A 13566-nucleotide genomic window follows, 5' to 3' on the forward strand; every position below is an offset into this window, starting at 1 on the left:
ATGAATGGGAGAGGGGAAAACACCGAAGACATACCAACCGCTTACTGCTTGATATCGATCTCGTCGAAATTGAACGAGCCGTCGGGCATCACGTACGCGCCGGTCAGGCGCTTCGAACGCGCGTACAGCACCTTCTCGGTCACCAGGAAGGCCCACGGCGCGTCCTTCCAGATGCGTTCCTGAGCATCCTTGTAGAGCTTGGCCTTCTCGGCGCGATCGGTCGTGCGCAGCGCGTTGGCGATATCGGCATCGACCTGGTCGTTCTTGTAGTAGGCCGTGTTCAGCAGCTTCGGCGGCATCGCTTCCGAAGCCAGCAGCGGACGCAGCGCCCAGTCCGATTCACCGGTCGACGACGACCAGCCCACGTAGTACATCCGCACGCCGGCGTCCTCGGGCTTGGCCACGGACTCCACGCGTTCCACGCGCTGGCCAGCTTCCAGTGCCAGCACCTGCGCCTTGATGCCCACCTGTTGCAGCTGCTGCTGCACGAACTGGATCACCTTCTGCGCGGTGGTGTGGTTATAGGCCGACCACAGCGTCGTTTCGAAGCCGTTCGGGTAGCCGGCTTCCTTGAGCAGTTCGCGCGCCTTGGCCGGGTTGTACGGCCATGGGCCCAGCTTCTCGGCGTAGTCCACGCCCGGAGGCACCACGCCGGCCGACGGTACGGCGTAGCCGGCGAACGCCACCTTGGCCAGCGCCTCCTTGTTGATCGCGTAGTTGATCGCCTGACGCACCTTGGGGTCGTTGAACGGCTTGACCATCGTGTTCAGCGACAGGTAGCGCTGGATGATCGACGGCCCGTCGATCAGGTCCACCTTCGGGCTGGCCTTGAGCACCGCGGCCTGCTCGAACGGAATGCTGAACGCGAAGTCGGCCTCGCCGGTCTGCATCACGGCCGAGCGCGTGTTGTTGTCGACCACGGGCTTCCAGGTGATCGTGTCGATCTTCGGATAGCCGGTCTTCCAGTAGCCCGCGAACTTCTTGCCCTTCAGGTAATCGGTCTGCTTCCATTCCACGAACTCGAACGGACCGGTGCCCACGGGGTGGAAGGCAATCTCCTTGCCGTACTTCTTCAGCGCGGTCGGGCTGATCATCACCGCCGACGGGTGGGCCAGCACGTTGATGAACGGCGAGAACGGTTCCTTGAGCGTGATTCGCACCGTGTTCGGGTCCACCACGTCGGTCTTGGCCACACGGTTGAACAGCGTGTAGCGCTTGAGCTTGTTGGCCGGATCGGTCACGCGGTCCAGATTGGCCTTGACGGCGGTCGCGTCGAACGTGGTGCCGTCGTGGAACTTCACGCCCTTCTTGAGCTTGATCGTGTAGACCAGGCCATCCTTGCTGACGTCGTAGCTCTCGGCCAGCACGTTGACCAGCTTCATGTCCTTGTCGAAGCCGAACAGGCCCTGGTAGAACGACTTCACCGCCGCCTGCGACAGCGTGTCGTTCGCGTCGTACGGGTCCAGCGTGGTGAAGGTGGAGTACACGGCCATCACCGCGTCCTTGGCGGCAAATGCCGGCGCGGCGGCCATCATGCCCATGGCGCCCACTGCGGTGGCGCCGGCCATCAGGCGGAACGAAACCTTGCGGTCAGACATCTTCACTTCTCCTTGAGGAAAACGAACTTCAGTAGGCGCCGCCGACGGCGTGCCGGGCTACGTAATGTCCGTGCGCGCCACTGCCGGCCACGGCAACCAGCGGCTGGACCACTGGCTCGTCACCGACCGCGCGGATCGGGCTGGGGATCTCGTCGGAAAGCGGCTCGCGCTTCATGTGGCGCCGGGCCGGATCGGCGATTGGCACCGCCGACATCAGCTTCTTCGTATACGGGTGCTGCGGGTTCTCGAAGATGGCGCGACGCGGGCCGATCTCGACGATCTGGCCCAGATACATCACGGCCACGCGGTGGCTTACGCGCTCCACCACGGCCATATCGTGCGAGATGAACAGGAAGGCCACGCCCAGCTCGCGCTGAAGGCCGAGCATCAGGTTGACGATCTGCGCCTGGATCGACACGTCGAGCGCCGACACCGACTCGTCGGCCACGACCACCTTCGGGTTCAGCGCCAGGGCGCGCGCGATGCAGATCCGCTGGCGCTGGCCACCCGAGAACTCGTGCGGATAGCGCGATGCGTGCGCGGCGGTCAGGCCCACCTTTTCGAGCAGCCAGGCAACTCGCGCCTCGGCTTCCTTGCCGCTGGCCACCTTGTGCACCAGCAGCGGCTCCATGATCGAGTAGCCGACCGGCACACGCGGGTCCAGCGACGCAAACGGGTCCTGGAAGATGAACTGGATATTGCGGCGCAGCGCCTGAAGCGCCGGCCCCTGCATCTGACTGATGTTCTGGCCTGCGAACTCGATCGTGCCGCTCTGCGAATCGACCAGCCGCAACAGCGAACGTCCCGTGGTCGACTTGCCGCAGCCCGATTCGCCAACCAGCGCCAGCGTCTCGCCCGGGTAGAGATCGAAGCTGACTTGCTCCACCGCGTGAACGCGGCGCGTGACCTTGCCGAACAGGCCGCCTGGCACATCGAAGCGCGTCACCAGGTCGCGTACGCGCAGGATCGGCTTGGCGCCTGCCGGGATGGTGTCCTGCGGCGCTTCCTCGACCACCTTGTCGGTATCGCTCATCTGCACCAGCGGGAAACGGGCCGGCAGATCGGTGCCCGCCATCGCGCCGAGCTTCGGCACGGCAGACAGCAGCGCGCGCGTGTACGGATGGGCGGGCGCATGGAACACCTGATCTGACGTGCCCTCCTCCACCTTTTCACCGCGATACATCACCAGCACGCGATCGGCCACCTCGGCCACCACGCCCATGTCGTGCGTGATGAAGACCACGCCCATGTTCATTTCCGCCTGGAGATTGCGGATGAGTTGCAGGATCTCAGCCTGGATCGTCACGTCGAGCGCGGTAGTCGGCTCGTCCGCAATCAGCAACCCCGGCTTGCAGGACAGCGCCATCGCGATCATCACGCGCTGCCGCATGCCGCCCGAGAGCTGATGCGGGAAGCGGTCGAGCACGCGCCGCGCCTCCGGAATGCGCACCAGTTCCAGCATACGCAGCGCCTCGGCACGGGCTGCGGCCTTGTTCTTGCCCTGATGCAGGCGAATCGACTCCGCGATCTGCTCGCCGACCGGAAACACTGGGTTCAGCGAGGTCATCGGCTCCTGGAAGATCATCGCCACGTCCGCGCCGCGCACCTTGCGCAACGTCGATTCGCCGGCATTGACCAGATCGAGCACCTCGCCATTGCGCCGGCGCAGCGCCATGGCGCCATTGGCGATCTTGCCGCCGCCGTGCTCCACGAGGCGCATCAGCGCCAGCGACGTCACCGACTTGCCCGAGCCCGACTCGCCAACCACGGCCAGCGTTTCGCCACGGTCGACATGGAACGACAGGTTGCGCACAGCCTCGACGGTACGCTCCGACGTGGCGAAGCGCACGGTGAGGTTGTCGACGGCCACCACGCGTTCGGGCGGCAGCACGATGCCTTGTTTCGAAACGGTCTTCGCCATATCAGCCGTAGATCCAGACAGTGGCCGGCTCGCCAACGCGCGCCACGCCTCGGTACATGCCTTCCGTGTTGAACGGCAGCGTGACGTTGCCCGCACGGTCCACCGCGATCAGGCCACCACGGCCGCCAATCGCAGGAAGCTTTTCCATCACCACGCGGCGCGCCGATTCCTCGAGCGACAACCCCGCGTAGCGCATCTGCGCCGAGACGTCGAACGCGGCCACGGTGCGGATGAACATCTCGCCCGTGCCCGTGGCCGAGACTGCCGCGACGTCGTCCGCGTAGCAGCCGGCCCCAACGATCGGGGTATCGCCCACGCGGCCCACCTGCTTGTTGGTGACGCCGCCGGTCGACGTGGCCGCGGCGAGGTTGCCGGCGGCATCGCAGGCCACCGCGCCAACCGTGCCGAACTTGTTGTCGGGATCGATCGGATCGGCAGCCCCCGCCCGGGCGGCCAGTGCAGCCGCGTCGTGGTCGAGCAGCGCCATGCCTGTGCTGGCCTGCGCACGCACCCATTGATCGTGGCGGGCCTGCGTGAAGTAGTACTCGGGCCCGACCAGTTCCAGCCCCTGCGCTTCGGCGAACGCCTCGGCGCCTTCGGCAGCGAACAGCACGTGCTCGCTGCGTTCCAGCACGGCGCGCGCGGCCAGCACCGGGTTGCGCAGGCGCTTGACGCAGGCCACGGCGCCGGCGCCCAGCGTCTGGCCATCCATGATTGCCGCGTCGAGTTCGAACGTGCCGGCATGGGTCAGCACGGCACCCCGGCCGGCGTTGAACAGCGGACAGTCTTCGAGCAGGCGCGCCGCTTCGGTGACCGCGTCGAGCGCGGTGCCGCCGTCGGCCAGCACGCGCTGGCCAGCGAGCAGTACCTGCTCGAGCGCGGCGGTGTACTCGCGTTCGCGCTCGGCATTCATCGCGGCACGGGTGATCGTGCCCGCGCCACCGTGGATGGCGATAACAGCTTGAGACATGGGGTCCTTCTACTTCGGTCGGGGATCAGTCGGAAGATTTCGCGGCAATCCGGCCACCACGCGCGTCGGGCGCGCCGTGTAGCCAGGGCAGCAGGAATTCGGTCATTTCGGCAGCCGCTTTGACCGACCGCGCGGACCGGTGCGCCACGGCGCCGCACAGCGCCTCGATCAGCGCCAGAACCGTCGCATCGGAATTGGCGGAGAACCGGTATCCAGTATTGGCGTAGAGCGTGTAGTCAGCCAGCGGTGCCAGCGGTGATGCCGGGCCATCGGTCAGCGCCATCAATCGGCCGCCGTGCTCCTTGACGCGCTGGGCCAGCATGACCGTGTCAGTCACGTAGCGCGGAAACGCGATGGCGATGACCAGATCCTGCGGTTGCAGCTTGAACAGTTGCCGTCCCGCATGGGATGCGCCACCGGCGTTGGACACCGACGTGACCATGCGGCAATGCATCTCCAGACCGTGCTGCAGCAGCCCGGCCAGGAATCCGCTGGCGCCAAAGCCCATCACGTAGACACGCTCCGCCTCCAGGATCGCCGACACCGCACGCTCGCAGGCTTCGGGGTCCAGCGCGCGGCGCGTGGCTTCCAGATTACGGATACCCTCCTCGAGCGAAGCCGCGAACACCTCCGCCGCCGTGGTGGGGCGCGCCAGTTCGTCGCGCAATCGCTCCACCGGTGCCAGCGTGGCCTCGAAGCCGCGTACGAGTTCGGTGCGGAACTGCGGATAGCCTTCGAATCCCAGCGCGCGCGCAAAACGGTTGGCCGTAGCCACCGATACGTCCACAGCCGTGGCGAACTCGTCGATCCGCATCGTGGCGGCGCGGAACGGGTTTTCCAGGACGTACTGCGCCATGCGCTGGTGCGCGGGCGTCAACGTTGGCAAGGCGCGTGCAATACGCTCGGAAATTAGCTGGCCGTCTGGCATCTCGGGACTACAGGATCCATTCAAAACCGCGCGAATCAGCGCGAAACAATGATTGGCGCACCAGGACCGGCATCGCGCTTTGATGAAAAAGCACTTTCCCGGTGCAGCCGTCTATGTAAATAAATTTACACGCAATTGCTGTACCAGGAGAGTGAAAAGTGGCCGATTAGGGGTAATCCCTCAGAACAAGCGGCCGAACATAGCCAGCGGCGACAGTCTTTAGATGCCGGCGCGATACAATGCCGGCCTGCCGAAAAACCGTTTCCAGCTTTAGCCTCCCGTCTCCTCCGTGATCCGAATCGACCAGCTTGTCCTCCAGCGCGGCACCAAAGTGCTGTTCGACCACACCAGCGTGACGCTCAATCCGGGCGAGCGCGTCGGCCTTGTCGGCGCCAACGGCAGTGGCAAGTCCACGCTGTTCTCCATGCTGCGCGGCGAGTTGCACGCCGACGGCGGCGACGTCTTCCTGCCCGCCCAGTGGCGCATTGCCCATGTGGCGCAGGAGACGCCCGCGGTAGCCCGCTCCGCCGTGGACTATGTGGTCGATGGCGATGCCCGCCTGCGCGAGATCGAGGCTCGGATCGCCGCCGCCCAAGCCAGCGGCGATGGCTCAGCCGAAGGCGAAGCCCATGCAGCCTATGCCGACGCCGACGGCTACACCGCCGCCGCGCGCGCGGAGGCGCTGTTGCTGGGCTTGGGCTTCACGCTGCCGCAGGTGTCGCAGCCCGTGGCATCGTTCTCGGGCGGCTGGCGGATGCGCCTGAACCTGGCGCAGGCGCTGATGTGTCCGTCGGACCTGCTGCTGCTTGACGAACCGACCAACCACCTGGACCTCGACGCCATCGTCTGGCTCGAAGACTGGCTTGCGCGCTACCCCGGCACGCTGGTGATGATCTCGCACGATCGCGAATTCCTCGACGCGATCTGCAACGTCACGGTGCATATCGAGAACCAGCAACTGAAGCGTTACGGCGGCAACTACACGCAGTTCGAAACGATGCGGCTGCAGCAGATGGCGCAGCAGCAGTCAGCCTACGCGCGCCAGCAGAAGGAAATCGCGCACCTGGAGTCGTTCATCAACCGCTTCAAGGCCAAGGCCACCAAGGCTCGCCAGGCGCAAAGCCGGGTGAAGGCACTGGAGAAGATGGAGCGGCTGGCGCCGGTGCACGTGGCAGCGGGCTTCGCTTTCGAATTCCGCGAGCCCGATTCAGCGCCGAACCCGATGATGGTGCTGGAAGGTGTCGACTGCGGCTATGCCGAGGCCGACCCGCCCGTCACGATCCTGCACAACCTTGCACTGTCGATCCAGAACGGTCAGCGCATCGGCCTGCTGGGCGCGAACGGCCAGGGCAAGTCGACGCTGGTGAAGACGCTGGCCGGCACGCAGGCGCCGCTGAACGGCACCGTCCGGCTGGGCAAGGGACTCGTGATCGGCTACTTCGCCCAGCACCAGCTGGAAACGCTGCGCGACCACGATTCGCCGCTCCAGCATCTGGCGCGGCTGGCGCCGGACGTGCGCGAGCAGGAACTGCGCGACTTCCTGGGCAGCTTCAATTTCCGCGGTGACATGGCGACGTCCCCGATCGAACCGTTCTCGGGTGGCGAGAAGGCCCGGCTGGCGCTGTCGCTGATCGTCTGGCAAAAGCCGAATCTGCTGCTGCTGGACGAACCGACCAACCACCTGGACCTCGACACCCGCGAAGCGCTGACGATGGCGCTGGCCCAGTTCGAAGGCACGCTGATCCTGGTCTCGCACGACCGACATCTGCTGCGCGCCACCTCGGACCAGTTCATGCTCGTGGCCGAGGGCACGATCCGCCCGTTCGATGGCGATCTGGACGACTACCGCGACTGGCTGCTGCAACAGGCGGCCGCCAAGCGCAACGCGGCCACGGCCGCGCACGCCGCCGAAGCCGCGCCCGTGGTCAACCGGAAGGACCAGCGCCGCGCAGAAGCCGACGAGCGCCAGCGCCTGTCGGTACTGCGCAAGCCACTGACGAAGGAACTGGAAAAAGTAGAAAAGCGGATGTCGGTGCTACAGGCCGACAAGACCACGATCGACGCGTTCATGTCTGACGCGTCGAGCTACGACGACGCCAACAGGACGAAGCTGAAGGACATGCTCAAGCGCCAGGGCGAAGTCACCGGCGAACTCGAGCAACTGGAGGAACGCTGGCTCGAACTGCAGGAGCAGATCGAGCAGATCGCCTGAGGCAACTCAATCGACCTGAAGCTTGCGCCCCTCTCACGCACGCGGGAAAGGGGCTCAAGAAGGACAAGAAGGCCAAGAGAGCCAAGAATCACGCCGCTCAGCGGAAATGCTTCTCGCGACGAATCAGCCCGACGGCAAGCGTCAGCGTCAGAATCAGCAGCCAGATCAGCGACCAGGCCGGAATTGAAAGGCCCAGGATGGGCGGCGTGGGTGCCGTGCACAGGCCATCCGAATAGAACACCTGCGGCAGCAGCTTGGCCGTGGGCAGCGAGTTAACCCAGTTCTCCAGCGGGTCGATGCCGCAGGACGCTTTCGGGTTCATCAGCAACGCCACCTGGTAGCCCGCCACGGCAATGCCGCCCACGCCAGAAAGCATCCCCAGGCCCTGCCAGAGCGTGCGCGTGTTCTGCGCGATGACCGCCAGCAACGAAAAGATACCGATACCAATGAACGCGAAGCGCTGCATGATGCAGAGCGGGCACGGTTGCAGGTTCTCCGCGTACTGCATATACAGCGCGGCACCGACCATCGCGAAAGAGACGATGGCGATCAGCAGGAAATAGGTTCGGGAATTGGCTTGCATGGGCATTGGGTGCGAAATTTCTTCGACGCGATTATTACCCATTTTCATCGATATCTTCATTGCGCCCCGGCAACCGGCCTCGCCGGCAGCTGTGGCGGATTGCCGCATCGACCCGATTCGGCATTGACCAAGTGCCCGCGCATGGTCCTCCGTCAAGCGTGGCCGGCCTTTGTGTCGCACTCGCCACACCCCACCAAAGTGGGGAACAGCATCATCGCCACGTGAATATCCTCTCGGATCGGCGAACGCAAGAAATCCAATAAGACAGCCGGACTCGCCATCCGGCACTCAGGGAAATCAAATCAAATGGGGATTCAAGAGACGTTGCGCGGGCGTGGCTCGCGCATCTGGACACCCGTGCTCGGCATCATGACGGTTGCGGTGATAGCGGCATGTGGTGGTGGCGGCGATAGCGGCAGCACTGGTGGCAACAATGGCGGCGGCAGCCAGCCCGCGGCAACGGTGCAAGGTACTGCGGCATCCGGTGCGTTCATGGGTGGCGCGCAGGTCACCATGTTCGATGCCGATGGCAAGACCGTCGGCACCCGCGTCGCCGACGCAAACGGACGGTACAGCTTCGACGTATCCGGCTTCCGCGCGCCGTTTGCCCTGTTGGCAACCGGCACGGCCGGTGGCGAGACCGTGACCTATGTGTCCGTGCTGCCGACCAAACCCGCGAGCGGCTCCACGGTCACGGCCAACGTGACGCCGCTGACTACCGCGCTTGCGGCATTGCTGGCTGGCGGCAATCCGTCCGACCTGACCAGCGCCAGCGCGCTCAACAGCAAGGTCAGCAGCGCCGGCGTGCAGCAAGCCACGGCCGCCCTGCGTGCCGTGCTGGCCAATGTCGCAACCAGCGCCGGGCTGAACGCCAGCAGCTTCGACCCGATTTCCACCCCGCTCACCACCGAGGGCCAGGGCGCCGACGCGGTCATCGACCTCATCCACGTGACCCTGACCACCAACGGCGTCAAGCTGGCATCCCGGGGGGCACAACTTACGGGCGGTTCCATTCCGGAAGCCGTGCTCGACGCCGGCGCATTGACCAACCCGCCCGCCGCACTGCCTACGCCGACAGCCTCCACCAATGCCCGTACGTTCGAAGCAATCCGCGCGAACCTGCAAGCCTGCTTCGCCGCGGCGCCGGCCGCTCGTGCCAGCGCCACCGCGCTGCTCACGGCGTGCGCGCCGGCATTCGCCAGCGACTATCTCAACAACAGCTATTCGGCAGCCGTCGATTTCTCCGCCCTGTTCTCGTCGACTGACATGAATGGCGCCGTCTTCCAGGCTCCGATCGTGTTGTTCAACGGCAAGGCCGATAGCGGCGAGGCCACGGCATTCGTGCGTTTCCCGTTCGTGCGTGCCGACGGCAGTACGTCGCAGTTCACCCGCCGCGTGACCAACCGCGCCGGCACGTGGACGATGACCGGCAACCAGCGCCAGTACGAAGCTGCCGTCACGCGCCGCATCAGCAAGGTGATCGAGCGCAATCCGGCTGCGGGCATCGCTTCGCGCTATGAAACCAGTCTGCGCGTATTGCTGAATCCGCAGACCGGCCTCGGATACAAGGCGCAGCTCGTGCGCGTCACGGGCCCCGGCCTGCCCAGCGCGGGTGTCGTACTGGCCCGTTCGCGCGTATGCGGCTCAAGCGCCAACCTCGTGATCCAGAACCTGAACGGCTCGCTGAGGTACGCCGCCGACGACCCCACGGCGGCCAACGAGGTCATCAACAGTTCAGGGCAGTCCAGCAGTACCGTGGTACTGGCCGCGACGCCGCTGAAAGCTGGGGATGCGCTGACCTGGTCGTCGCTGAGTTCGGGCGCCAACACCTATGCGTCGGCGCCGCTGTCCGACAGCGACATCGCCGCGATCCCGACCTTCGCCAGCTACACGTTCGACGTCTGGTATCTGAACAACGATCTGTCCTACAAGACCACACTGCCGGCCTCGCCGGACGATTCGTTCACCGTGACGTCGTCGGGTGGCGTGCTGATGCCGTCTGTCATCGCGCGCCAGACCTGGAACGAGATCGCGGAAGGCAGTCTCGATTTCGTGACGACGTCCGGCGGCAAGACCGGCGTCCAGACCACGGTCGATGTGAACTGGACACAGAACGCCGAGCCCGTGGACCGCGCCCTCGCCTTCGGCCGCCAGTTCGCCGCCGCGGTTGCGCCCGCGCCCGCAGCGGGCGATCGCACGTTCATCCAGACCAACGTGCCGTCGTACCTGCAGCGCTCCGTCACGGTCAGCACCGCCAAGCAGGGCTCCAGCGCGTTCGGTAGCTGCAACGGCGCCACGTTCCCGGCCTTCGCTTTGGCCGGAGACCAGCGCACCATCGAGATCCGCTCGACCACGGGTGACGATACCCAGAAGTTCGTGCGGGTGGTGGGCACCTACCGCTGATCCGGCAGCTCGGGCGCCAGAGACGGCGCCCATGAAAAAGCCCCGCTTCGGCGGGGCTTTTTTTCCTTCCACGTCAGTCCAGATGCCTGACCCGGTCGATGGCCTGTTCCAGCCGGTCCACCGCGATGACCTCCAGTCCGTCGATCCGCTGCTTCGGCGCGTTGGCCTTCGGAATCACCGCCATCGTGAAGCCAAGCTTGGCGGCTTCCTTGAGCCGCTCCTGTCCGCGCGGGCTCGGGCGGATTTCTCCCGCCAGGCCCACCTCGCCGAACACCACCAGGCCGCGAGGCAGCGGCTTATTGCGCATCGACGAATGAATCGACAGCAGCACGGCCAGGTCGGCGGCCGGCTCGGTGATCTTGACCCCACCCACCGCGTTCAGGAAGACGTCCTGGTCGAAACACGCGATACCCGCGTGACGATGCAGCACGGCCAGCAACATCGCCAGCCGGTTCTGTTCCAGGCCCACGGCCAGCCGGCGCGGATTCGGCACGTTGGCGGTGTCGACCAGCGCCTGCACTTCGACCAGCAATGGCCGCGTGCCCTCCTGGGTCACCAGCACGCAGGAACCGGCCACCTGCTCCTCATGCTGGGAGAGGAACAGCGCCGACGGATTGCTGATGCCGCGCAGGCCGCGCTCGGTCATCGCGAATACACCGAGTTCGTTGACCGCGCCGAAGCGGTTCTTGAACGCCCGGATCAAGCGGTGCGAGGAATGGGTGTCCCCCTCGAAGTACAGCACCGTGTCCACGATGTGTTCGAGCACACGCGGGCCAGCCAGGCTGCCTTCCTTGGTCACGTGGCCAACCAGGATGATCGTGATGCCGGTACTCTTGGCGATCCGCGTCAGTTGCGCCGCGCATTCGCGTACCTGAGCCACGGAGCCCGGCGCGGACGTCAGCGCCTCCGAGTAAACCGTCTGGATCGAGTCGATCACGGCCACCTCGGGCTTGTCGGCCTCGAGCGTGGCCTGGATCTTCTCCAACTGAATCTCGGGCAGCAGGCCGAGCGTGGCCGCCTCCACACCCAGGCGATGGGCGCGCAGCGCGATCTGGGCGGCGGATTCCTCGCCGCTCACATAGAGCACGCGCCGGCTGGCCGACAGGTTGGCCAGCGTCTGCAGCAGCAGGGTCGATTTACCGATGCCAGGGTCCCCGCCGATCAGCACCACCCCACCCGCCACCAGGCCGCCGCCAAGCACGCGGTCGAACTCGTCGATACCGGTCGAGAAGCGTGGCACATCGGCCGCCTCGATCTCCGACAGCTTGCGCACCACGGCGGACGTCGCCAGCGGCTGGAAACGGCGTGCCGCGGACGAACCCGAATCCGCCACCGTTTCCACCAGCGTGTTCCAGGCGTTGCACTGTGGGCACTGGCCCGCCCAGCGCGGCGTGGTGCCGCCGCACTCGGTGCATGTGTATACCGTCTTGGTTTTGGCCATTTATACGGCGTCGGCGGTAGTCAACGTGGCAACGGAAGTCGGCACGCGCGGCGCCAGCGCGCACATCAGTTCATAGCCAACCGTGCCGCTGGCGGCGGCCACGTCGTCGATCGGCAGACCATGGCCCCAGAGCGTGACCGGCGTGCCTACCTTTGCCTTCGGGCAGGGGGTCAGGTCGACGCAGATCATGTCCATGGACACCCGCCCCACCAATTGCGTGCGCACGCCGTCGACCAGCACCGGCGCGCGGCGCTCGCCCCAGCCCATCGCATGGCGCGGGTAGCCGTCGGCGTAGCCGCACGCCACCACCCCGACCCGCATCGCGCGGTCCGCAGTAAACATGGAGCCATAGCCGACCGTATCGCCTGGTTGCAGATCCTGTATGCCGATCAGCTCGCTATGGAGAGACATCGCCGGTTGCAGGCCGGTCTCGGCGATATCGGACGACACCCCGGTGGGCGATCCGCCGTAGAGGATGACGCCGGGGCGCACCCAGTTGCGATGCGCCTGCGGATGCCAGAGCACGGCGGCCGAGTTGGCCATGCTGACCTCCCCCGGCAGGTTGGCCGTGGCGGCTTCGAAGGCTTCCACCTGATGCGCAATGCCGCGCTTGCTGTCGGCATCGGAAAAGTGCGTCATGTGGACAATGCTGCCGATGCAGGACATGGTCCGGGCCCGTTCCCAGGCGGCGCGGTACTGCGCCGGACGGAAGCCGAGGCGGTTCATGCCGGTATTCAGCTTGAGCTGGATCGCCAGCGGCCCCTTGGGGCGGGCCAGCTCAAGCATCCGCAACTGCTCCTCGCAGTGCACGGCGGTGGTCAGGCGGTATTGCTCGAGCAGCGGCACATCCTGCGCCTGGAAGATACCTTCGAGCAGCAGGATCGGGCCCTGCCACCCAAGGTCGCGCAACAGCACGGCTTCCGAGAGATCGAGCAGGCCAAACCCGTCGGCGGCCTTGAGACCGGCAAAGACTCGGCGGATGCCGTGGCCGTAGGCGTTGGCCTTGACGACAGCCCAGATGCGGGATGCCGGCGCTTGGCGACGCACCACCTCAAGATTGTTGGCCAGCGCGGGCTGGTGGATGACGGCTTGAATGGGTCTTGGCATGGAATAGACAACTTGGGCCGGCTGCCGGATGGGTCTTGCACCAATTCAGGGAAGACCCGGTCAGCAACCTGCGGGATTCGTGCGTTGATGGGGACACCGGACGGTGGTGGATGGTCGGCAGAAACGCCGGCCTGCGGCTCTCGCATCGCGCAGTCGATATTTGAACACAACCGGACGAAAATTCCGGGAATCCAAGCGGCGACATGCTGTCCAATGCGCGTTTCCCTGTGTGCTGAAATGTCGCGGTTTCGTGATATAAAGCCGGACGCTCCGGCAATGTTTTAAAAGAGAAGCAATATGTCAATGACGGTCAGGCAGGCGGCAAAGCACGCGAATGTTGCGCAACCGCCCCACTTTGACAAAGCTGGAGCGACAGGTTCCCTGCAAGCCGCGGCGCTGCCGG

9 protein-coding genes are annotated in these 13566 nt (G+C 65.5%); 2 read left to right on the forward strand and 7 right to left on the reverse strand.

Annotated elements, in window-relative coordinates; genetic code table 11:
- Positions 1-41: 41 nt before the first annotated feature.
- From gsiB to D769_RS20700, 4 genes are read right to left on the reverse strand one after another with little or no spacing between them, the layout of a single operon-like run.
- Positions 42-1598, reverse strand: a complete 1557-nt coding sequence (gene gsiB, locus D769_RS20685) for a glutathione ABC transporter substrate-binding protein GsiB (RefSeq protein ID WP_008649096.1) — start codon at positions 1596-1598, stop codon at positions 42-44.
- A gap of 28 nt (positions 1599-1626) precedes the next feature.
- Positions 1627-3519 carry a dipeptide ABC transporter ATP-binding protein gene (locus tag D769_RS20690; RefSeq protein ID WP_008649097.1) on the reverse strand — a complete coding sequence of 631 codons (1893 nt, stop codon included), beginning with the start codon at positions 3517-3519 and terminating at the stop codon, positions 1627-1629.
- 1 nt (position 3520) lies between these two features.
- Positions 3521-4489 carry an isoaspartyl peptidase/L-asparaginase gene (locus tag D769_RS20695; protein ID WP_008649098.1) on the reverse strand — a complete coding sequence of 323 codons (969 nt, stop codon included), beginning with the start codon at positions 4487-4489 and terminating at the stop codon, positions 3521-3523.
- 25 nt (positions 4490-4514) lie between these two features.
- Positions 4515-5417 carry a MurR/RpiR family transcriptional regulator gene (locus D769_RS20700; RefSeq protein WP_008649099.1) on the reverse strand — a complete coding sequence of 301 codons (903 nt, stop codon included), beginning with the start codon at positions 5415-5417 and terminating at the stop codon, positions 4515-4517.
- Positions 5418-5706: 289 nt separating this feature from the next.
- Here D769_RS20700 and D769_RS20705 point away from each other — a divergent pair, with 289 nt between their 5' ends.
- Positions 5707-7629, forward strand: coding sequence for an ATP-binding cassette domain-containing protein (locus D769_RS20705; RefSeq protein ID WP_008649100.1), 1923 nt, complete (start codon positions 5707-5709; stop codon positions 7627-7629).
- 97 nt (positions 7630-7726) lie between these two features.
- Here D769_RS20705 and D769_RS20710 read toward each other — a convergent pair whose 3' ends face one another.
- Positions 7727-8212, reverse strand: a complete 486-nt coding sequence (locus tag D769_RS20710; RefSeq protein WP_008649101.1) for a disulfide bond formation protein B — start codon at positions 8210-8212, stop codon at positions 7727-7729.
- Between the two features lie 306 nt (positions 8213-8518).
- Here D769_RS20710 and D769_RS20715 point away from each other — a divergent pair, with 306 nt between their 5' ends.
- Positions 8519-10615, forward strand: coding sequence for a hypothetical protein (locus D769_RS20715; protein WP_008649102.1), 2097 nt, complete (start codon positions 8519-8521; stop codon positions 10613-10615).
- 73 nt (positions 10616-10688) lie between these two features.
- On the opposite strand, the gene radA is transcribed toward D769_RS20715, so the two are convergent.
- Together radA and alr are read right to left on the reverse strand one after the other, a co-directional pair.
- Positions 10689-12056, reverse strand: a complete 1368-nt coding sequence (gene radA / locus D769_RS20720) for a DNA repair protein RadA (protein WP_008649103.1) — start codon at positions 12054-12056, stop codon at positions 10689-10691.
- Positions 12057-13163, reverse strand: coding sequence for an alanine racemase (gene alr, locus D769_RS20725; protein WP_008649104.1), 1107 nt, complete (start codon positions 13161-13163; stop codon positions 12057-12059). It abuts the gene before it with no gap.
- Between the last annotated feature and the right edge of the window lie 403 nt (positions 13164-13566).

It is taken from the genome of Cupriavidus sp. HMR-1 (assembly GCF_000319775.1).
GTDB classification, from domain to species: Bacteria; Pseudomonadota; Gammaproteobacteria; order Burkholderiales; family Burkholderiaceae; genus Cupriavidus; species Cupriavidus metallidurans.